We start from the raw sequence: 22265 nt of genomic DNA on the forward strand, positions 1-22265 counted from the left end.
CAACGATATAGCAATCGACGGCACCTCATATTCACCGTGCAGAACTTAAAGCGACGTCACTAGTTGAGCCTCAACGATCGGCTTTTCTGTTGTTCGTCACTTGGTCTTTTTACAGTAAGGATGCCAAGTGCCCTATTCATCACGCACCGACCGCTCCCTTCTTGCCCACTCCGGCAGCTGGTGCCTGGGACTGGTACTGGGTCTGAGTTGCCTGGCCCCGGCCTTGGCCGACGATCTGCAACCGGGTCAGGAAGCCCTGCGCCTGCAGCAGCAACAGCAACGGGACCTGCAACAGTTGCAACTGGAGCAGCGCCAGCGGCAGATGCAGCGCGGCAGCTTCAGCAGCACCCCGGCCACGCCCAACCTGCCGGAGCAGACCGCCAGCGACAGCCGCTGCTGGCCCTTAAGCGGCACCCGCATCGGCGGTGTCAGCCTGTTCGGCAAAACCCGGCTCAACGACGCCATCAAGCCGTACGTAGCGCCGTGCATGGGGGTCAATCAGATCAACCAGTTGCTGGCGGCCATCACTCGCCTCTATGTCGAGGCCGGCTACATTGCCAGCCGCCCGTACCTGGCCAGCACCCCGGCCGCCGGGCACAGCCTGGATATCCTGGTGGAGGAAGGCTACGTCGAAGCCATCGAACTGGCCGACCAGAGCCTGCCGGTGTCCCTGGGCGGGGCCTTCCCCGGCATGCTCGGCAAGCCGCTGAACCTGCGGGACCTGGAACAGGGCCTGGACCAGTTGAACCGCCTGCGCTCCCTGGACCTGACCGCCGACATCGCCCCCGGCAGCCAGCCCGGCGCCTCGCGGATCATCCTGCGTTCGCGCAGCAGCGCCGCGCGCTGGGGCCTCGGCCTGGGTGTGGATAACCTCGGCAGCGCCGGCACCGGCCGCGACCGCCAGTCGATCAACCTCAACCTCGACAGCCCGTTGCAGATCAACGACGCGCTGAACCTGAACTACAGCGACACCCTCAACCACGGCCCGCGCTACAGCCGCAGCAGCAGCCTGTTCTACTCGGTGCCCTACGGTTACTGGACCTACAGCCTGTTCGCCAGCCACGCCGAATACCGCGCCCCGCTGAAGCTGGCCCGCACCACCCTGTACAACAGCGGCCGCACCGACATGGTCAGCGGCCGCGCCGACCGGGTGCTGTGGCGCGATCAGAGCCACCAGCTCAGCGCCAACCTGCAACTGGCCTACAAGGACGTGGACAGCTACCTGCAAAAGGCCCACCTGCAGATCCAGAGCCCGACCCTGACCGTGGCCGAGGCCGGGCTCAACCTGTTCTGGCTCAACAGCGCGGTATGGAACCTGGATGTCAATTACGCCCAGGGCCTGACCTGGTTCGGCGCCGACCGTGACTCGCAGCAGGTGCAACGCAACCTGCCCCAGGCGCAGTTCCGCAAGTACCGCGCCGGCCTCAGCCAGTGGCGCAACGGCCAGCTGGGCGAGCAGCGCTGGCAGTGGCAGAGCCAGCTCTCGGCCCAATACAGCCCGGACCCGCTGCCGGCCATCGAACAACTGCTGGGCACCGATGACTCGGCCGTGCGCGGCTACCGCGTCAACAGTGCCTCCGGCGCCATCGGCGCGGTGTGGCGCAACACCCTGCGTCTGCCGCTCAACAGCGACCTGCCGGTCAAGATCACCCCACGCCTGGGCCTGGACAACGGCTGGATCAAGGCTGAGCACGGCGCCCAGAGCCGCCATCTCGGCGGTGCCAGCCTGGGCCTCAACCTGGCCTGGAAAAACCTCCAGGTCGACCTGGATTACCAACGCAGCCTCACCAACCCGCAGGGCTTTCGCACAGAACCGGAAGTCTGGCTGGCCAGGTTCAGCCTGCAGATTTGATCAACCGCCGATTAGCCTGAAACACCCGATGAACCTGAGCACAACGCGCCGTTGCACCCAAGAAAGCAACGCCCGGCTCACCCACTCAGCACGAGGTTCTCATGCCTGACAACACTCATAGATTCAACCTTTCACCCCAAGGCACATTGCGCTGGACCATCGCCGGCCTGCTGCTGGTGTCCCATCTGCCCCTGGCCCTGGCCGGCGGAATCACCGTGGTCGAGGGCCCCGGCGGCACCCCGCAACTGCAAAACCAGGGCGGCGTGCCCATCGTCAACATCGTCGCGCCCAATGCCGGTGGCCTGTCCCATAACCAGTTCCTGGACTACAACGTCGGGCAACAAGGCGTGGTCTTGAACAACGCCCTGCAGGCCGGGCAGTCGCAACTGGCCGGACAACTGGCGGCCAACGCACAACTCCAGGGCCAGGCGGCCAGCGTGATCCTCAACGAGGTGATCAGCCGCAACGCCTCGCAACTCAATGGCGCCCAGGAAATCTTCGGCCGCGCCGCCGACTTCGTGCTGGCCAACCCCAACGGCATCTCGGTCAATGGTGGCAGCTTCATCAACACCCCCAATGCCAGCCTGGTGGTGGGTCGCCCGGAACTCCAGGACGGCAAGCTGCAGGGACTCAACACCCAGGACGCTCGGGGCCAGTTGGATATCCACGGCGGCGGTCTGCGCAATGCCGAAGGCTCGATCAACCTGATCGCCCCACGCATCGACAGCAAGGGCAGCCTCGCCGCCCGGGACCAGTTGAACGTGACCGTGGGCCGCAATCAGCTCGACTACCCCAGCGGCAAGGTGCTGAAGGTCGACCCGAGCAGCCACACCCAGGACCAGCGCATCGATGCCAGCCTGTTCGGTGCCATGCAGGCCGGGCGGATCAACATCGTCAGCACCGCTGAAGGTGCCGGAGTCCGGGTGGGCGCCGTCCAGGTGGATGGCCGCGACGGAGTCAAGCTGAGCTCCGCCGGTGATCTGGACATCCGCGGCGAGGCCGTGGCCAACAGCCTCGACGCCACGCGCGCCGGCGTCCGCAGCCAGGGCGATATCGAACTCCACGGTGCCAAGGACCTGACCCTGGCCGCCACCGACGTCAGCGGCCGCAACGTCAAGCTCGATGCCGGGCGCAACCTGACCCTGAGCAGCATCGAAAGCCGCAAGCTCCAGGAAAAACGCCAACAGTGGGACAAGAGCACCATCGGCATCACCTGGGAGACCTACGACGCTACCCAGACCGATAGCGAAACACGCCAGCACGGTAACAAGGTGCTGGCCCAGCATGACGCCGAGCTGAAATCCGGCGCCAATACCCGGATCCAGGGCAGCAGCGTCGAAGCCGGCAATCGCCTGAGTGCCCGCAGCGGCGGCGACCTGCAACTGACTGCCGCCACCGAAACCCAGACCCAGCGCGACCAGGGCCAGCACCGCAAGCACCTGTGGAAAGAAAACTGGGACAACGCCAGCAGCCAGCAGCGCAGCGTCACCAGCCAGCTCAAGAGCGGCAAGCAACTGCAACTCGACAGCCAGCAGAATCTGCGCCTTGAGGGCGCCGAACTGCACAGCCAGGGCGACATCCAACTGGCCGCCAAGGACGTCGACATCAACAGCGCCAGCCGCCGGCAGAGCCAAAGCAACCAGCATTACTCCGGTGACCTGGTGGGCGGTGGTTTCTTCGGCAAGAACGCCGACGGCGACCAGGGCAAGACCGAGAACCAGGGCAGCAAGGTCATCGCCGACGGCAAGCTGATTGTGCGCGCCGACAGCGTACGCATCAGCGGCAGCCAGGCCCGGGGCGGCACCCAGGCCAGCGTTATCAGCGACAAGGGTTCATTGACCATCGACGGCGTGCAGGACACTTCTCACCGCAACAGCCACAGCAAGGACAGCAAGTTCTTCGGCATCACCAAGGATGAGAGCCGTCAGCAGCACAAGGACAGCACCACCGTCAGCAGCCAGGTGCGCTCGGACAGCAACCTCAAGTTGCAAAGTGCCGAGGACCTGACCATCAGCGGCTCCCAGGTGACCGCTGCGGGAGCACTGGACGCCAGCGCCAAGGGCACCGTCAAGGTCGCGGCCGCCGCAGACACCCAGCACGACAGCAGCAGCACCCAGAAGCGCGGCTTCGACGCCTACGCCAAGGAAAACGCCCCGGGCACCAGCCAGTACCGGGCCGGGGTGCGCTACCAGGATGAGCAACGCAACGACAGCAGCGACAGCACCCGGCAACAGGCCTCCAGCCTCACTGGCGGCACCCTGGCGGTCACCGCCGGCGAGGACCTCAAGGTGCAAGGCAGCGACCTTGCGGCCACGGCCGGCGATGCCAGCCTGAGCGGCAAGAATGTGCAGTTGCTGGCGGCGGACAACACCACCGACAAGCACAGCGACAGCACCACCACCGGTGGCGGCTTCTACTACACCGGCGGCCTCGACCGCGCCGGCAATGGCCTGGAAGTGGCCCACACCAGCAGCCAGGACAGCAGCAGCAAGAGCACTGCCCAGACCAGCAACATCGCCGCCAGCGGCAACCTGACCATCAATGCCGGCAACCGCCTCACCACCGAAGGCGCCCAGGTCAAGGCCGGCGGTGCATTGCAGGTCAATGCAGCCGAGATCGACAACCAGGCCGCACACAACCGCGAAAGCAGCAGCCACAAGGAGAACAACTGGGCGGTGGATGTCGGCGCCAACGTCGAATACAAGGGCGTCACCCGCCCCATCGAAAAAGCCATCCAGGGTGTGGCCCAGCGCAAGTTCCACCAGCCTGGGGTACTCGATGCCCTGGAACAGCCCAATGTCGGGCTCGATGTGGATGTCAGCCACCAGAACCGCCAACGCAGCGAAAACGCCAGCACCGCTGTGGTCAGCCAGTTGAGCGGCGCCCAGGTCGCGGTCAAGGCCGATGGGCAACTCAAGGACCAGGGCACCCAGTACCGCGCCACCGACGGCGCCGTGCAGATCAGCGCCGGCAGCCTGGTGGCCAGTGCCGCCAGCGATACCCACAGCAGCAGCGAACAGGCCGTGGACGCCAAGGCCGGCGTACGGGTCTACACCAACACCGGTGAAGACCTGAACATCCGTGGCAGCGGTGCCGGTGGCAGCAGCAACGTCACCAGCAGCTCCGAGAAGGCCCAGGTCGGCAGCTACGCCGGCAGCCAGGGCGTGGACATCAAGGTCGGTGGCGATGCCAGCTTCGAAGGCAGCCAGTTCAATGGCGGCCTGGGCGGCGTCAACATCAAGACTGACGGCAAGCTGGCACTCAATCAGGCCAATGATCGCCAGAGCAGCAGCAACTCCAGCCTGCGTGGCGATGCCTCCCTGACCCTGGGCACCACTCCAGGTAGCAGCGGCACCAACCTCAACGTCGGCGCCGGATTGCAACTGGATCACAAGAGCCTCGAGCAGCAGGACAGCCAGGCGCGGGTCGCCAGCATCCAGGGCCAGGGGCCGGTCAACCTCAAGAGTGCAAGCGACCTGACGCTGCAAGGCACGCAGATCGGCAACGCCGCGCGTCCGGCCGGCGATATCACCCTGGACGCCGGCGGCAAGCTCGACCTGCAGGCCGCGGTGGACACCCACCACAGCCAGGGCAGCAACCTCGGTGGCGGCCTCACGGCCGGTGGCAGCAAGACCAGCAGCGAGCAGAGCAGCGGCAAGAGCGTCAACCTCAGCGCCAACTTCAACATCGGCCGGGTCAATGAAAACGACCAGAGCCAGCGCGGCGCCCAGCTCTACAGCCAGGGCCAGGTACGCCTGGCCAGCGCAGCCGAGGGCGACAGCGCCATTCACCTGCAAGGCACGCGCATCGACGCCGCCAAGGTGGTGCTGGATGCGGCCCAGGGCGGCATCTACCAGGAGTCGGCGCAATCCACCCAGGCCCACAACAACTGGGGCCTGACCCTGGGCGCCGGTGGCAGCATGGGCAAGACCACCCTGGCCGATGCCAGTGAGCACGACACGCCGAAAGTCGATCGCGGGATCAATGCCCGGGCCAAGATCGACGTCGATCAGCGCCAGAACACGACTCAGCACAACAGCCTGATCAAGGCCGATCAGGTGACCTTCAATAGTGCCGGCAACGTGCATCTGGCCGGCGCCAACATCGACGCGCAACGCCTCGACGGTGCCATCGGTGGCAACCTCGACATCGAAAGCCGCCAGGATCGGCTGCGCAGCACCCAGGTCAATATCGACGCCAAGCTGGAAGTGGCGAAGAACCAGCCGGGGCTGGTGGACAAGCTGGCCAAGCCGGCCGGTCCGCTCAAGGACGACCTGAAGGCCAAGGCCGAGAAAGGTTTCGACAAACACCGCGAGAAGCTGGAAAACGCCGTCGACAAAGGGGTGGAAAAGGTCAGCTCGGCCAAGGACAGCGTGGTCGCCAAGGCCAGCGAAGCCAAGGAGCGCCTGGGGGAGAAACTCAGCCGCAGCGGCAGCTACGACGTCAACCCCGAACCCCGCGGCGCTATTGGCAACGGCGTGGACAAGGCCAAGAACTACCTGGCCGACAAGGCCGACGCCGTGGGCAATCGTCTCTCCAGCCTGAAAGAGCGCTTCTGGCCAAAAACCAGCGACAGCTATTCGGTCAGCGAGAAGAACACCGCCGGCAGCAAAGTGGCCAATACCGCTGAAGGCGTACTGTTTGGCGACAAGAGCGGTCAGACCTCCTATACCCCGACCTTGAACCTGAACGTCAGCCACGAGAGCAAGAACCGCGTGGAACAGGCCTCGGGGATCAGTACCCAGCAGGGCGTCAACCTGAAGGTCAGCGGCGAAACCCAGCTCACCGGTGCGCGCATCGGGGCCAGCGAGGGTCGCGTCGAACTGGGAGGTTCCAAGGTCAGCAAAACCGACCTGGCCGGCTCGGAACTGCGCGTGGACGTCGGCGCCAACCTGTCCAAGTCACCGGTCAACATTGCCACGGGCAGCGTGGCCGAATTGACCCGCAAACAGGATGACGCCACCCAGAAGGACCAGTTGTTCAACCTCGGCCCGCTGCGTGTCGGCGCCCACAGTGACAGCCAGCTGCTGCAAGCCGGTATCGATCAGAAAACGCCATGAGGCTCAGGCCGCCCTCCTCCCGGGGGGCGGCCTGCGATGGCATTCGCCAGCGACTTTTTACCGCCGTAGCCGGCGGCCCGATGCAGGTCAATCCCGCTTTAACTTCCCTTCTATGCCAACTGGCTGTAATACCTCCCCTTATTCGCTGTAGGACCCGTCTTAGATTGGGTTTTTCCATACTTTCACAGCTACTTCCATTCCATCAGCTGGGCTACTGTTCGAACTTCCATTTATCGGTAGGAGACCAGTATGGGCACAGTACTTATCGTTGATGATCACCCTGTCATACGCATGGCCATTCGTATTCTGCTGGAACACGAGGGTTATAGAGTCTTCGGGGAAACCGATAATGGAGTCGATGCCTTGCAAATGGTTCGTGAAGGCGAACCGGACTTGGTCATACTCGATATCTGCATCCCAAAACTCGACGGATTGGAGCTGCTGGAACGCTTGAGCAACATGCCCAGGCCCTTGCGAATCCTGGTCCTCACCGCCCAGTCGGCGGCCTTGTTCGCCAATCGCTGCATGCGCGCCGGGGCCAGCGGCTATGTCTGCAAACAGGAAGACCTGAGTGAATTGCTCAGCGCCATCAAGGCCATCTGCAGTGGCTACAACTACTTTCCCAGCCAGGCGCTGCAAGTTGATCGAAGTGCTCTTGGTGAAACATTGGAGTTGGCGCAATTCAACTCGTTGAATGATCGGGAGTTGATGGTTCTGAAGCTTTTTGCAATGGGCCAAACCAATAAGGAAATTGCCACGGGCATGTTTCTCAGCAACAAGACTGTCAGTACTTACAAGAAGCGCATCATGCAAAAACTCGCCACCACCTCCATGAATGAACTGGTGGACATGGCCAAGCGCAATGAACTGATATGAAGCGCCAACTCCTCATGCCCTGGCCCCGTCGAGCGCCGCGGCGATGATCGAGGTCCTGCTCTCGCCATCCGGCGTTATCACGCTGCTGGTCCTGCTGCTGGCGTCATGGCTGAACCAGGCGCGACTCTACCGACAACGGCACAGTCTTCGGCAGCAATCCGGGAGGCTGGAACAATCGGTGGCGGCACTGGAAACCGGCAAGCGCCAAGCCGAAGAAGCCAACCGGTGCAAAATCCAGTTCCTGGGCTGCATGAGCCATGAAATCCGTACTCCGCTGAACGCCTTCATCGGCCTGCTGGAACTGATCCTGCAACGAACCAGGGACCATCCACAAAACCACGCCTCCCTGGAACTGGCCCTGGGCGCAGCCAGGGATTTGCGCGAGTTGCTCGGGGACCTGCTGGACATCAGCCGGCTCGAATCCGGCCACCTGCAACTGAACCCGACTTGGAGCAACCTGCGGGGCAGCGTCGACGGGGTGATGGGGGTGTTCCAGGCGTTGGCCCGGCAGAAGAACCTGGACCTCAGCCTTGAGTTCAAGGCCCCTGAGCCAGAGCCCCTGGTGCTGCTTGACACCCTGCGTTTCAAGCAGGTGCTGGCAAATCTGCTGAGCAACGCAATCAAGTTCACCCACCAGGGTACGGTCCTGGTCAGATTGCAACTGCAACCCACGATGCGTAAGGGGCACTACAAGCTGCTACTGCAGGTGCTGGACACCGGCATAGGCATGCCCCGGGAGGAGCGGCAACGACTGTTGCAACCCTTTGCCCAGGTTGACCCGCACAGCCAGTCGCCACGGGACAGTACCGGGCTCGGGCTGCCCATCAGCCATCAGCTGTGCCAGCAGATGGGGGGCAAGCTGAGCCTGCACGGGCGCCGCGGCCCCGGCAGCGAAGTCCGGGTGGAGTTGCCCCTGGCCGGGCGGGAGGGGGCAGCCCGAGCCAGCCCGGCCCCTGTACCCCAGGCCAACCGCCTGCCTCTGGACATCCTGCTGGCGGACGACCACCGCGCCAGCCTGACACTGCTGCAGGAACAACTGGAGTACCTCGGGCACCGGGTCACCTGCGTGGGGGATGGAGTGCAGGCCTACGAGCAATGGCAAGAAGGTGATTTCGACTTGCTGATCGTCGATTGCAACATGCCCTTGATGAACGGCTATCAACTGGCCGAGACCATCCGCCGACATGAAGCGCTGCAGCAACGGCCGCCGGTGACACTCCTCGGTTGCAGCGCCAGCGACGATACCCAGACGATCCAGCGCTGCATGAATGCCGGCATGCACGACTGCCTGCTCAAACCCCTGGATCTGAACCTGCTGAGCCAGACACTGGAGACACTCAAGGCGCTGCCCAGGGCGGACAGTTTCAGCATATCGACCCTGCGCACCCTGACCCGCAACCAGCCACTGCTTGCCCTGCGCATGCTCAAGGCCCTCCTGCAGTGCTGTCGCGAGGACCGCCTCGCCCTGGGACTGATTCCGGCCGGCGATTCCCAAGCGTTGGCAGCCTTGGCACACAAGATCAAGGGTTCGGCGAAAATGCTCGGTGCTACCTCTTTGCTGGCCTGTTGCGAAGCCCTGGAGCGGGTCTGTCAGGACAACGCCGGGATCGAGGCCTGTCGCGCCGCAAGCAACGCCCTGGACCGGGCCCTGCTGCGCTTTACCCAATCCCTGCTGCAGCATCTGGACCAGCAATGGACACCGACTGCCACCTGCCCCGCCGTGGCCCCGGAGGCTTCGGACCTTGCGGATCACCGATGATCAAGCCTCTTGCCAGGTATATATCAAAGGGCCAGTATTTCAGCGCAGTAGTTCACCTCCATGGGGTCCATGCCCATGGACTTCCCGACATCCTCAATCCCCAGGCAAAGCCAAGGCAGAGAATACCGGCCTTAACTATGCTTGGTTCCTGAGCCATGCCTGATGTGCCCTTGGAGAGAATTGGAATGCCGAGCACGCCACAACCGACACAACGCCGCTTTCCTCTTCATATCCATATCAGCGTGATGTTCACCCTGCTGCTGCTCCTGACTGGCGTGGTACTGGGCATCTACAACTACCAACAGACCACCCGCATCATCCTGGGCAGCAGTGAAAAACTCTTCCAGCGCATCGAACAGGATGTGCGCAGCGACCTGAAATCCACCTATGACCCCATACGCCACCTGCTCAGCCTGCTGGCGGACAACCCGGCAGCCCAGGCTTCCAACCTGGAACAGCGTCTGGCGCTGCTCAAGCCGTTCAGCCAGTCGTTGCAGGACAACCCGAACCTGGCCTCGCTGTACCTGGGATATGCCAATGGCGACTTCTTCATGGTGCGTCCGCTACGCAACGCCGAGATCAAGGACAAGCGCCATGCCCCGCCGGACAGCGCCTACGAAATCTGGAGCATCGAGCGCAATGCCAGCAACGGCCAGGTTCACTCACAGTCGCTGTTCTATGACACCGGGTTGTCCCTGATCGACCGTCGGCACCACGCCGACGAGCGCTACGACCCAAGAACCCGTGACTGGTTCTCCAGCGCCCGGGGCGATGCCGACCAGATCACCACCCGGCCCTATGTGTTTTATTCCACCCTCAACGTCGGCACCACCCTGGCCCGGCGCAGCGGCAGAATGGCAGTGATCGGTGCCGATCTGACCCTCGAACAACTGTCATCGACCCTGGCCAAGAACCGGGTCACACCGGCCACCGAGGTGGCACTGCTGGATGACCAGGGCAAAGTCGTGGCCTACCCCGACAGCCACAAGCTGCTGCTGGAACAGCGCAGCGCGCGCCTGATCAAGGGCAATGACCTGAACCCGATGCTCGATGCCCTGTTGCAGGGACAGACCGTTGACGGTCACTTGCAGGCCCTGGGACGCAACTGGATAGTCGCCAGCAGCCATATCGCCGAAGGCGGGCCCGGCGGACTGCGACTGGCATTGCTGGTGCCCGAGGACGAACTGCTGGTCGATGCCTACCGCCTGCGCTGGCAAGGGGCCTTGATCACGCTGACCACCCTGCTGCTGTGCCTGCCCCTGGGCTGGCTGATCTCGCGCATTCTGGTGCGGCCACTGCACGCTCTGGTGCAGGAAGCGGACGCCATCCGCAGCTTCAATTTCGATTACCCGGTGTCGCGGCGCTCACCTGTGCTGGAGGTGGACCAACTGAGCCTGTCCATGGCCCGGATGAAAGATACCCTGGCCAGTTTTTTCGAGATCAACGCCAGCCTGTCCGCCGAAACCCGCTTCGATCCCCTGCTGCAACGGGTGCTGTTCGAGACCGTGAAGATCGCCCAGGCCCAGGCCGGGCTGATCTACCTCACGGAAAGCAAGGGTTCGCGCCTGCAACCCTATGGCCTGATCATCGATGGACAACTCCAGGACCTGCAGCGCTTCGATATCGCCACCAAAGACCTGACGGACCCGAGGCTCCCGGACTGGCTGCATCAATTGACCGACAACGACAACGTGGTCACTACCCTGGGCTTCGAACAGGCCGGCAGCCTGCAAAGCGTACTGCTGGCCCTGGACAGTCCCAGCTCCCATCTGGTGGGCATCCGCTTGCGCAATCGGCACAACGAAACGGTGGGCATGCTCCTACTGTTTCTGGTGGACAGCGGCACCGAGGCAGACCTGGAAAAACTCAGCCCGGACCGTATCGCCTTTATCCAGGCGGTGTCCGCCACTGCCGCGCTGTGCATCGAGAGCCAGCGCCTGCAGAACAAGCAAAAGCATCTGCTGGACGCCTTTATCCAGTTGCTGGCCGGGGCCATCGATGCCAAGAGTCCCTACACCGGCGGCCACTGCCAGCGCGTGCCGGCCCTGACCCTGATGCTGGCCGAAGCCGCTGCCGCCAGCCAGGACCCGAGGTTCGCCGCCTATCAACCCAGCGACGACGAGTGGGAAGCCTTGCATATCGCCGCCTGGCTGCATGACTGCGGCAAGGTCACGACCCCGGAATACGTGGTGGACAAAGCCACCAAGCTGGAAACCCTGAATGACCGGATTCATGAAATCCGCACCCGCTTCGAAGTGCTCAAGCGCGATGCCTGGATCGACTACTGGCGGGCCGTGGCCGAAGGGGCCGAGGCCACCGCCCAGGCCGCCGAGCGCGACGAGCACCTGCGGGCCCTGGACGAGGATTTCGCTTTTGTCGCGCACTGCAATCTGGGGGCCGAGTTCATGGCCGAGGCCGACCAGCAGCGCCTGCAGATCATCGCCCAGCGCACCTGGAGCCGGACCCTGGACGATCGCCTGGGGGTTTCCTGGGAAGAGCTGCAGCGTCAGAACCGCACCCCGGCGCCCAGCCTGCCGGTGCAGGAGCATCTGCTGGCGGACAAGCCGGAACACCTGCTGGAACGCAGCGCCGTGGAGATCATGACCGCGGACAATCCCTGGGGCTTCAAGCTCCAGGTGCCAGCTCACAAGTACAACCGTGGCGAGCTGTACAACCTGAGCATCCCCCGAGGCACACTGACCGCCGAGGAGCGCTATGTGATCAATCACCACATCGTGCAGACCATCATCATGCTCAACCACCTGCCCTTTCCCAGCCACTTGCAGAACGTGGCGGAGATCGCCGGCGGCCATCACGAGAAAATGGACGGCAGCGGCTACCCCAAACAGCTCAAGCGTGAACAGATGAGCCTGCCGGCGCGGATGATGGCGATTGCCGATATCTTCGAGGCACTGACCGCGGCAGACCGCCCCTACAAGAAGGGCAAGACCCTCAGCGAAGCGCTGAACATCATGGCCATGATGTGCCGCGACGCCCACATCGATCCCGAATTGTTCGAGCTGTTTCTTCAGGAGCAGATCTATCAGCGCTACGCCGAGCGCTTCCTGGTGCCACAGCAGATCGATGCCGTGGATCGTGACGCTCTGTTGAAAAAGGCAGGGTTGACCGCCTGATGGCGGTCAGCAGTCACTCAGGCGCAGGAAGATCGCCGCCAGTTGTTCGATCCCGGCCTGGTCCGCCGGGCTGAAGCGGGCCAGCTTCGGGCTGTCCAGGTCGAGCACGCCGATCAACCGGCCGTCCTTGACCAGGGGCACCACCAGCTCGCTGTTGGACGCGCTGTCACAGGCGATGTGTCCGGCAAAGGCATGCACATCCTCTACCCGTTGAGTCTGCAGGGTGGCCGCGGCGGTGCCGCAAACGCCACGACCGAAGGGTATCCGCACGCAGGCGATCTGGCCCTGGAACGGGCCGAGCACCAATTCCTGGTTGCGATTGAGGTAGAAGCCGGCCCAGTTCAGGTCATCGAGCTGGCTGAACAGGAACGCCGAGAACTGCGCGGCATTGGCGATGAAGTCACGCTCATCGGCCAACAGCGACTCCATCTGGGCACACAGCAGCCCGTAGCCATCCAGGCCTTGGCCGGCACTTTGCAAATCGATCATGCTTTTTGCTCCAACAACTGCAAGCCCACCCAATAGCGGGCAAATTGATAGGCACATCGGCCGTTGCGGTTGCCCCGGCCCGTGGCCCAGCGTACCGCCAGAATGTCCAGCTCTTCAGTGCGCTGCCAGCTCAAGCCGGCCTTGCGCGCCAGTTCGCCGATCCAGTGTTCCACCACATTGAGAAAGTGTTCCTGAGTGAAGGGATAGAACGAGAGCCACAGGCCGAAGCGGTCCGACAGGGCGATCTTGTCTTCCACCGCTTCGCTGGGGTGCAGCTCGCCGTCGACGCGCTTCCAGTTCTCGTTGTCACTTTCCTTTTCCGGCACCAGGTGCCGGCGGTTCGAGGTGGCGTACAACAGCACGTTTTCCGGAGCCTGCTCCAGGGAACCGTCGAGTACGCTCTTGAGCACCCGGTAGTCGCCCTCGCCGGCCTCGAACGACAGGTCGTCGCAGAACAGCACGAAACGCTGGGGCAGCTTGACCAGTTGCTCCACCACCCGTGGCAGGTCCGCCAGGTGATCACGCTCGATCTCGATCAACCGCAGGCCGCCCTTGGCGTGCTCGGCCAGCAAGGCTCGCACCAGGGAGGATTTACCGGTGCCACGCGAGCCCCAGAGCAAGGCATGGTTGGCCGGCAGGCCGTCAAGAAACTGCTGGGTATTGCGCGCCAACTGCTCGCGCTGCTTGTCGACCCCGATCAGATCGCTCAGGCGCATGTCCAGGCTGACTTCCAGGGGCAGAAGGAAGCCACCGCGGCCTTCACGCTGCCAGCGGGCTGCCAGGCACTGATTCCAGTCGATGCTCTGGCGCAAGGCAGGTAGCAGCGGTTCGATTCGGGCCAGGACGGCATCGGCACGTTCAAGAAATGCATTCAATCGGGCATCCACGACTTTTCCTCAGGCACGTTCAAGGTAATGATGCGTCACACAGACCAAACGCCGTCCTGATCAAAGGGTCTATTGCCTTATCAGCTGCTGCCAGGCCAGGCCGGCAACCAAAGATGATCAGCTATGCTTGCGCAGCGAAGGGAAACGAAAGTGGTTCAGCCCCCCATGGATATCAAGTTCACCAATCGCCTGTCCTATAAACAGGCCCGGCTCACCGTGCTGGTGGGTTTCATTCTGGGGACCGCGCTCAGTCTGCTGCAAATCGGCATCGATTATGCCAGCGAAGATGCCTCCATCAATCGTGAAATTCAGTCACTGCTGGAAATCAGTCACAACCCGGCCTCACGCATTGCCTACAACATCGACTCCGAACTGGCCCAGGAACTGACCCTGGGCCTGCTGCGTTCCCCGGCGATCATTCGTGCGCAGCTCATCGACAACAACAATACCCTGCTGGCCAACGTCGAACGGCCCGCGCAACAGAGCCCCTACCGGGCCCTCAGCGACTTCCTGTTCGGTGCTGACCGGCAGTTCGAAAATCGCCTGTACCTCAGCCACCTGCCCGAGGAGTCCCTCGGCACGCTGCATCTGGACGTCGACACCTATGCCTTCGGCAGCCGCTTCCTGCGCCGCGCCGAGGTCACCCTGATCAACGGCTTCGCCCGTAGCCTGATCCTCACCGGGATTCTCCTGGCACTGTTCTATGTGATGCTGACCAAGCCTCTGGTGGGGGTGATCCGCGAGCTCAGCAGCCGTGACCCGCGCAGCCCGCAACAGACCAAACTGGAGTTTCCCCATGGCCACGAGAACGATGAAGTCGGGGTATTGGTCAAGGTGGCCAACCAGCAATTCGAGATCATGGCCACCGAGATCCAGCAACGACGCAATGCCGAGAACCGTCTGACCGAATACCTCGGGCAGCTGGAAAACATGGTCTCGGCACGCACCACCGAGCTCAAGGCCAGCAACGCCCGGCTCAGCCAGTCCAACGAGGAGCTGGAGATCGCCCGGCGCACTGCCCTGGACATGGCCCAGGCCCGAGCCGCATTCCTGGCCAACATGAGCCACGAGATCCGCACCCCGCTCAACGGCCTGCTGGGGATGATCGCCCTGTCCCTGGACAGCCCGCTGACCCCCGAACAGCGCCAGCAACTGTCTATCGCCCACGACTCCGGCAAAGTCCTGGTGGAGCTGCTCAACGATATTCTCGACATGTCCAAGTTCGACGCCGGGCAGTTGGAGCTGGAGCGCATCCCCTTCGACCTCGGGGTGCTGGTGGAAGACACCGCCAACCTGTTGTCGCAGAACGCGGCAGCCAGCGTGGAACTGGCCTGCCTGATCGCCCCGGACTTTCCGGCCCTGGTGCTAGGGGACCCGATGCGGGTACGACAGATCGTCAGCAACCTGCTGTCCAATGCCCTCAAGTTCACCCGCTTCGGCCGCGTCGATGTGCGCCTGAGCACCCAGGGCGACGGGGTGCGTATCGAAATCTGCGACACCGGGATCGGCATCGCCCAGGAAGCCCAGGTGCGGATCTTCCAGCCCTACACCCAGGCGGGCGCCGGTATCACCCGCCAATACGGCGGCACGGGGCTGGGGCTGGCCCTGACCTACAACCTCTGCGAGGCCATGAACGGGCGCTTGAGCATCAGCTCGGAAGTGGGCTTCGGCAGTCAGTTCTGCGCCGATCTGCCGCTGCCCTGCCACACCCCGGCCATTGCGCCGCCGGCGCTGTCCGGCAAGATCATCGCCATCACCGACGCCGGCAGCGGCCTGGCTGAACTGCTGGGTTCCCTGCTGCCGACCTGGGGGCTCGACTACCAGCGTTACGACATCGAGGACTCGCTGGCCGGGCGTGACCCCGACCTGCTGATCACGGATTGCCCGGAATGCCTGTTCGGCCTGCGCCCGGCCATTACCGCGCCGATCCTGCTGGTGACCGCCTATGGCAGCTTCCTGCCCAGCGAAGAGGCCAGCGCCCTGGCACCGCTGCAGCAACAGGCTCGCCCCCTGGCGCGCAATGCCTTGTATCAGACCCTGCGCCGCTCGTTGCTGGCGGAAACCATTACCCTCAATGACGCCCAACTGGAAATGCCGGCGCAGATCCGCCGGGCAGACATTCTGCTGGTGGAAGACAACCCGGTGAATCAACTGGTGGCCAAAGGCATGCTCAGCAAGCTCGGGTGTGCCGTGACCGTGGCCGTCCATGGCGCCGAGGCCCTCAACCAGCTGGAGCACAACCGCTTCGACCTGGTGCTGATGGACTGCAACATGCCGGTCATGGACGGTTATGAAGCCAGCCGACAGATCCGCCGCAGTGGGCGCTGGCCGGACTTGCCGATCATTGCCCTGACCGCCAACGCCATGCCCGAGGAGCGCGAACGCTGCCGAGCGGCGGGCATGAGCGACTACCTGGCCAAGCCATTTCGCCGCGAGGAACTGATCACCCTGCTGGATCTGTGGGTGCCCACTACGACAAGGCTCTGATCTGCTGCAGCAGGTGATCGAGGCCGTCGCGCAACTGGTCCAGGCTGTTGAGGTCAACGCCGCTCTCGCACAATAGCGCCGCTTTGAGCGGCGGCACCTGATCGCGCAGCGCCAGGCCCGTTTCACTCAAGCTCAGGTGCACTTCCCGCTCATCACGCCCTGAGCGTTGGCGCTGCACCAGTTGCAGTTGTTCAAGACGCTTGAGCAATGGGGTCAGGGTGCCGGAGTCCAGGGACAGACGCTCCCCCAGCGCCTTCACCGTCGGCTGCGGCACAGGCACCGCATGCCACTCCCACAGCACCAGCATCACCAGGTACTGCGGATAGGTCAGGCCCAGGCGGTCGAGCATCGGCTTGTAGCCACGAACCACCGCCCGCGAGGCAGCGTACAGCTTGAAACACAGCTGGGAATCGAGTTTCAGTGAATCAGCCGACAGGTCGTTCATTTGAGCAGGGCTTCAATCTCGCGGCCGAGGTCCTGGGGCTTGGTGGTCGGCGCAAAACGCTTGACCAGCTTGCCGTCCTGGCCAATCAGGAACTTGGTGAAATTCCATTTGATGCCCTGGGAACCCAGGACCCCAGGCGCACGCTTCTTCAACTGGACGAACAACGGGTGAGCGGCGGCGCCATTGACTTCGATCTTCTTGAACAGCGGGAAGCTGACACCGTAGTTCAGCTCGCAGAACTCGGAAATCGCCCCTTCGTCACCCGGTTCCTGCTTGCCGAACTGGTTGCACGGAAACCCCAGTACCACCAGGCCCTGGTCCTTGTAGGTCTGCCACAACTCCTCCAATCCCTTGTACTGGGGCGTGAAGCCACATTTGCTGGCGGTGTTGACCACCAGCACGGCCTTGCCGGAGAAGTCTGCCAGGGTCTTGTGTTCACCCTTGATGGTGGTGCAGGGAATAGTCAGCAGCGAATCGGTCATGGCAGCAATTCCATTCAAGATAAGAGGCGGTAAAAATAGCGCTCAATTAAATTGCACGCAATTTAATTGAACAAAGGGCGACTCCAAAGAATCGCCCTGGTGCTTAGCGCGGAACCAGATCCAGGCAAACCGAATTGATGCAATAACGCAAGCCGGTGGGCGGCGGGCCGTCCGGGAAAACATGGCCAAGGTGCGCGTCGCATCTGGCACAGACCACTTCGGTCCGGATCATGCCATGGCTCACGTCCCGAATCTCGACCATGGCACTGTCGGCAATGGGTTCAAAGAAACTCGGCCAGCCGCACCCGGAGTCGAATTTGGCCTTGGAGTCGAACAACGGCTCATTGCAGCAGATGCAATGATAGATCCCATCGGTCTTGGTGCCGTTGTACTTGCCCGAGAAGGGCCGTTCGGTGCCTTTGAGCCGGCAGACGTTGTACTGCTCCGGATCGAGCATCGCCCGCCACTCTTCCAGGGTTTTTTCCAGCTTTTCCATGGTCCTTCCTCTGCAACGGAAAAAGCCCGATCTGTGTCTTTTCCACGGATCGGGCGGCACGTATGATTGCGCCTCGTCAGACGCCAGTCTGGCAGCCGCGTTACACCCATTCAAACGGATTTTGCCGCGCCGGTGCGGGCTACAGGCCGGTGTGACACGGCAGGATTCCCAGTACGGTAGTTCATCCTCCGCCTGGATCGTTCATTTTCGGGAACACATCGCCATGCAGGTCAGCAAATCGAACAAGCTCGCCAACGTCTGTTATGACATTCGCGGCCCAGTGCTCAAGCACGCCAAGCGTCTGGAAGAGGAAGGCCATCGCATCCTCAAGCTGAACATCGGCAACCCGGCGCCCTTTGGTTTCGAAGCGCCGGACGAGATTCTCCAAGACGTGATCCGCAACCTGCCCACCGCCCAGGGCTACAGCGATTCCAAGGGCCTGTTCAGTGCGCGCAAGGCGGTGATGCAGTACTACCAGCAAAAGCAGGTAGAAGGTATCGGCATTGAAGACATCTACCTGGGCAACGGTGTTTCCGAGCTGATCGTGATGGCCATGCAGGCCCTGCTCAACAACGGCGACGAAGTGCTGGTGCCGGCCCCGGACTATCCGCTGTGGACCGCCGCGGTGAGCCTGGCTGGCGGCAACCCGGTGCACTACCTGTGCGACGAGCAGGCCAACTGGTGGCCGGACCTGGCCGACATCAAGGCCAAGATCACCCCGAACACCAAGGCCCTGGTGATCATCAACCCGAACAACCCCACCGGCGCCGTGTACCCCAAGGAAGTGCTGCTGGGCATGCTGGAACTGGCCCGCCAGCACAACCTGGTGGTGTTCTCGGACGAGATCTACGACAAGATCCTCTACGATGACGCCGTGCACATCTGCACCGCTTCCCTGGCGCCGGACCTGCTGTGCCTGACCTTCAACGGCCTGTCCAAGTCCTATCGGGTGGCGGGCTTCCGTTCCGGCTGGGTAGCCATTTCCGGTCCCAAGCAGCATGCCCTGAGCTATATCGAAGGCATCGACATGCTGGCCAACATGCGCCTGTGCGCCAACGTGCCCAGCCAGCACGCGATCCAGACCGCCCTGGGCGGCTACCAGAGCATCAATGACCTGGTGCTGCCGCCCGGCCGCCTGCTGGAACAGCGCAACCGTACCTGGGAGCTGCTCAACGACATTCCCGGGGTCAGCTGCGTGAAACCCATGGGCGCGCTGTATGCCTTCCCCCGGATCGACCCGAAAGTCTGCCCGATCCATAACGATGAGAAGTTCGTTCTCGATCTGCTGCTTTCGGAAAAACTCCTAGTGGTCCAGGGCACCGCCTTCAACTGGCCTTGGCCGGATCACTTCCGCGTGGTCACCCTGCCGCGGGTCGATGACCTGGAACAGGCCATTGGGCGGATCGGAAGTTTCCTCAAGTCCTACCGCCAGTAATCCGAATCACGCAGTGCGATCCTTACCCGGTCGCACTGCGATTAATTCAGCAACACATCTTCGCTGCCCTGCACCACGCCCCTTCTATAAGCTTGCACTTTCCGTCCGGCCCATTGTCACAAATCCTGCACCGCAGCCGGTTGATTGCCCCATCCGACAATCGCCCGCGCCGCGTCAATGCAAGCGTCTAACCCCGGGGCTAGACGACACAGTTTGAAATAGAAGCCGTATTGAATAGGCCGTTGCCGCACCTTATATACCCCGCAGTACGCTACATCTTTAGCTTGAGGAGATTTCTACAACCATGATGCGAATCCTGCTGTTTTTGGCCACTAACCTTGCGGTCGTGCTGATTGCCAGCATCACCCTGAGCCTTTTCGGCTTCAACGGGTTCATGGCGGCCAATGGGGTTGATCTCAACCTCAATCAGCTGCTGATTTTCTGTGCCGTCTTTGGTTTTGCCGGTTCGCTGTTCTCGCTGTTCATCTCCAAGTGGATGGCGAAGATGAGCACCAGCACGCAGATCATCACTCAACCGCGCACCCGCCATGAGCAATGGTTGTTGCAAACCGTTGAGCAACTGTCCCGCGAAGCCGGGATCAAGATGCCCGAAGTGGGTATTTTCCCGGCCTACGAGGCCAACGCCTTCGCCACCGGCTGGAACAAGAACGACGCCCTGGTGGCGGTCAGCCAGGGCCTGCTGGAACGCTTCTCGCCCGATGAAGTGAAAGCCGTACTGGCCCACGAGATCGGTCACGTTGCCAACGGCGACATGGTGACCCTGGCGCTGATCCAGGGCGTGGTGAACACCTTCGTGATGTTCTTCGCGCGGATCATCGGCAACTTCGTCGACAAGGTGATCTTCAAGAACGAAGAGGGCCAGGGCATTGCCTACTACGTGGCGACCATCTTCGCCGAGCTGGTCCTGGGTTTCCTGGCCAGCGCCATCGTCATGTGGTTCTCGCGCAAGCGTGAATACCGTGCCGACGAAGCCGGTGCCCGCCTGGCCGGCACCAACGCCATGATCGGCGCCCTGCAGCGCCTGCGTTCGGAACAGGGCCTGCCGGTGCATATGCCCGACACCCTGAACGCCTTCGGCATCAATGGCGGCATCAAACAGGGTCTGGCTCGCATGTTCATGAGCCACCCGCCGCTGGAAGAGCGTATCGACGCCCTGCGTCGTCGCGGCTGATCCGCTGCAAGGCCATACCCAAAAGGGCGACGCGAGTCGCCCTTTTGCATGGCCGCCAATAAAGCCTATTCACGGACACCTTGCTTGTTCAGGCGATAGACCCGCTCCACCAGCCGGGTCACGCCACCCTGGAGAAACTTCCAGCTCTCTCCCAGAATGTCGCGCTCCGTTTCGACCTGCAGCTGCCAGACATCCCCCAGGCCCTGGCGAACTTCATCGTCGAGCACCGCGAATGGCGGCCCGTCCAGTTGCTCCTGGGCGTAGTCCATGGTTATCAGCAGCCCCTGGCTGCCCTCCGGCAACAGGCCATTGAGGTGGGCGGTGTAGCGCTGCCGCATCGGCGGGGGCAAGGCAATCATGGCCGCACGGTCGTACAGGGCTGTGCAACCAGCCGTGTCCTCGGCAGTCAGGGCAAAGAAATCGCCGCACCAGAGCTGGATCGGACCCTGGGCATAGACCTTGAACTCTCCGTGCTGGCTGATCTGCGGCTGCAACTGATGCTCACGGAAGAAATCCTCCACCGCCTTTTCCGCCAGCTCGATGCCCAGCACCTCGAAGCCCTGGTCGGCGAGCCAGATCAGGTCCAGGCTCTTGCCGCACAACGGCACCAGCACACGGGTTTGTGCCGCCAGCCCCAGAGCCGGCCAGTACTGCTGCAGGTAGGGGTTGACCTCTGCCAGGTGAAAGCCGATCTGATCCCGCTCCCAACGCTTGTGCCAAAAGTCCGCTTGCATGAGAAGTCCTTAAAATTCGATCAAAAAGCCCTAAAACTTATATTAGATTTAGATCAATGATCTGATTGAAGATGGCGCATCTTAACCTTCAGGACCTTCTCATGCTCCCCAGCCTGTTTATCTCCCACGGTTCTCCCATGCTGGCCCTGGAGCCCGGTGCCAGCGGTCCTGCCCTGGCCAACCTGGCGGCACAGCTGCCACGCCCCAAGGCGATCCTGGTGGTTTCAGCCCATTGGGAAAGCCAGGATCTGCGAGTCAGCGCCCACCCTCATCCGGAAACCTGGCATGACTTCGGCGGCTTTCCCGCTGCACTGTTTGCCGTGCAATACCCGGCTCCCGGCGATCCTGAACTGGCGGCACAAGTGGTGGAGCTGCTCAAGGCCGACGGCCTGCCGGCGCAGCTGGACAACCAGCGCCCCTTCGACCACGGCGCCTGGGTGCCGCTGTCGCTGATGTACCCGCAAGCGGACATCCCGGTGATCCAGCTATCGCTGCCCACTCGTCTGGGCCCGGCCCTGCAGACCCGCATCGGCCACGCCCTGGCAGGCCTGCGGCAACAGGGCGTGTTGCTGATCGGCTCCGGCAGCATCACCCACAACCTGCGGGAGCTGGACTGGCACGCCGGCCCGGAAAGCGTCGAACCCTGGGCCAAGGCCTTTCGTGACTGGATGATCGAAAAACTGGCGGCCAATGATGAAACGGCCCTGCATGATTACCGGCAGCAGGCACCGCATGCCGTGCGCAGCCATCCCAGCGATGAACACCTGCTGCCGCTGTACTTCGCCCGAGGTGCCGGTGGCGAATTCAGCGTGGCCCACCAGGGCTTCACCCTGGGCGCGCTGGGCATGGACATCTACCGCTTTGGCTGAAGCCTCAACGGCAGGGCTGCTACACAACCCCGCAGGAACCGGCTTGCCGGCGAACAGTCCCGGCCCGA

At 62.7% G+C, this 22265-nt stretch carries 15 protein-coding genes; 9 read left to right on the forward strand and 6 right to left on the reverse strand.

Going from position 1 to position 22265, the window contains the following annotated elements; translation table 11 throughout:
* The first annotated feature begins 127 nt into the window (after window positions 1-127).
* The 5 genes from ACMGF8_RS26525 (at window position 128) to ACMGF8_RS26545 (ending at window position 12681) form a co-directional block, all read left to right on the forward strand.
* Window positions 128-1852 (forward strand): ShlB/FhaC/HecB family hemolysin secretion/activation protein, encoded by a 1725-nt coding sequence (locus ACMGF8_RS26525; RefSeq protein ID WP_102860918.1) that lies wholly within the window; start codon window positions 128-130, stop codon window positions 1850-1852.
* A 101-nt stretch (window positions 1853-1953) separates the two neighbouring features.
* Window positions 1954-6912 carry a hemagglutinin repeat-containing protein gene (locus ACMGF8_RS26530; RefSeq protein WP_416757799.1) on the forward strand — a complete coding sequence of 1653 codons (4959 nt, stop codon included), beginning with the start codon at window positions 1954-1956 and terminating at the stop codon, window positions 6910-6912.
* Between the two features lie 249 nt (window positions 6913-7161).
* Window positions 7162-7788 carry a response regulator transcription factor gene (locus ACMGF8_RS26535; RefSeq protein WP_102860916.1) on the forward strand — a complete coding sequence of 209 codons (627 nt, stop codon included), beginning with the start codon at window positions 7162-7164 and terminating at the stop codon, window positions 7786-7788.
* A gap of 43 nt (window positions 7789-7831) precedes the next feature.
* A complete protein-coding gene (locus tag ACMGF8_RS26540) occupies window positions 7832-9547 on the forward strand; it encodes a response regulator (RefSeq protein WP_207166336.1) in 1716 nt (571 codons plus the stop codon).
* Between the two features lie 185 nt (window positions 9548-9732).
* Complete coding sequence (locus ACMGF8_RS26545) at window positions 9733-12681, forward strand: HD domain-containing phosphohydrolase (protein ID WP_416757802.1); 2949 nt, start codon at window positions 9733-9735, stop codon at window positions 12679-12681.
* A 6-nt stretch (window positions 12682-12687) separates the two neighbouring features.
* Here ACMGF8_RS26545 and ACMGF8_RS26550 read toward each other — a convergent pair whose 3' ends face one another.
* Both ACMGF8_RS26550 and ACMGF8_RS26555 read right to left on the reverse strand, forming a co-directional pair.
* The gene (locus ACMGF8_RS26550) at window positions 12688-13170 is read right to left on the reverse strand and encodes a GAF domain-containing protein (protein ID WP_207815050.1); all 483 of its coding nucleotides are present in this window, start codon (window positions 13168-13170) and stop codon (window positions 12688-12690) included.
* Window positions 13167-14057 carry an ATP-binding protein gene (locus ACMGF8_RS26555; protein ID WP_102860913.1) on the reverse strand — a complete coding sequence of 297 codons (891 nt, stop codon included), beginning with the start codon at window positions 14055-14057 and terminating at the stop codon, window positions 13167-13169. Before ACMGF8_RS26555 ends, ACMGF8_RS26550 begins: the two co-directional genes overlap by 4 nt.
* A 165-nt stretch (window positions 14058-14222) precedes the next feature.
* Here ACMGF8_RS26555 and ACMGF8_RS26560 point away from each other — a divergent pair, with 165 nt between their 5' ends.
* Complete coding sequence (locus ACMGF8_RS26560; RefSeq protein WP_207815053.1) at window positions 14223-16544, forward strand: hybrid sensor histidine kinase/response regulator; 2322 nt, start codon at window positions 14223-14225, stop codon at window positions 16542-16544.
* On the opposite strand, the gene ACMGF8_RS26565 is transcribed toward ACMGF8_RS26560, so the two are convergent.
* From ACMGF8_RS26565 to msrB, 3 genes are all read right to left on the reverse strand, one after another.
* Entirely contained in the window at window positions 16528-16989 is a 462-nt protein-coding gene (locus tag ACMGF8_RS26565; RefSeq protein ID WP_115580629.1) for a MarR family winged helix-turn-helix transcriptional regulator, read from the reverse strand. The genes ACMGF8_RS26560 and ACMGF8_RS26565 overlap by 17 nt on opposite strands.
* Window positions 16986-17471: a glutathione peroxidase gene (locus tag ACMGF8_RS26570; protein ID WP_102860910.1), complete on the reverse strand. Its 486-nt coding sequence runs from the start codon at window positions 17469-17471 to the stop codon at window positions 16986-16988. The genes ACMGF8_RS26565 and ACMGF8_RS26570 overlap by 4 nt, the downstream gene beginning before the upstream one ends.
* Before the next feature lie 103 nt (window positions 17472-17574).
* A complete protein-coding gene (gene msrB / locus ACMGF8_RS26575) occupies window positions 17575-17967 on the reverse strand; it encodes a peptide-methionine (R)-S-oxide reductase MsrB (RefSeq protein WP_102860909.1) in 393 nt (130 codons plus the stop codon).
* A 223-nt stretch (window positions 17968-18190) separates the two neighbouring features.
* Here msrB and ACMGF8_RS26580 point away from each other — a divergent pair, with 223 nt between their 5' ends.
* Both ACMGF8_RS26580 and htpX read left to right on the forward strand, forming a co-directional pair.
* The gene (locus ACMGF8_RS26580; protein ID WP_016965070.1) at window positions 18191-19402 is read left to right on the forward strand and encodes a pyridoxal phosphate-dependent aminotransferase; all 1212 of its coding nucleotides are present in this window, start codon (window positions 18191-18193) and stop codon (window positions 19400-19402) included.
* Window positions 19403-19706: 304 nt separating this feature from the next.
* Window positions 19707-20594 carry a protease HtpX gene (htpX, locus tag ACMGF8_RS26585; protein ID WP_016965069.1) on the forward strand — a complete coding sequence of 296 codons (888 nt, stop codon included), beginning with the start codon at window positions 19707-19709 and terminating at the stop codon, window positions 20592-20594.
* Window positions 20595-20659: 65 nt separating this feature from the next.
* Here htpX and ACMGF8_RS26590 read toward each other — a convergent pair whose 3' ends face one another.
* Entirely contained in the window at window positions 20660-21328 is a 669-nt protein-coding gene (locus ACMGF8_RS26590; protein WP_102860908.1) for a thiopurine S-methyltransferase, read from the reverse strand.
* A gap of 101 nt (window positions 21329-21429) precedes the next feature.
* On the opposite strand from ACMGF8_RS26590, the gene ACMGF8_RS26595 reads away from it, so the two are divergent.
* On the forward strand, window positions 21430-22197 hold the full coding sequence (locus tag ACMGF8_RS26595; RefSeq protein ID WP_207815055.1) for a DODA-type extradiol aromatic ring-opening family dioxygenase: 768 nt from the start codon (window positions 21430-21432) through the stop codon (window positions 22195-22197).
* The last annotated feature ends 68 nt before the right edge of the window (window positions 22198-22265 follow it).

It is taken from the genome of Pseudomonas sp. BNK-7 (genome assembly GCF_048072025.1).
In the GTDB taxonomy this organism is placed as follows: domain Bacteria; phylum Pseudomonadota; class Gammaproteobacteria; order Pseudomonadales; family Pseudomonadaceae; genus Aquipseudomonas; species Aquipseudomonas danubii.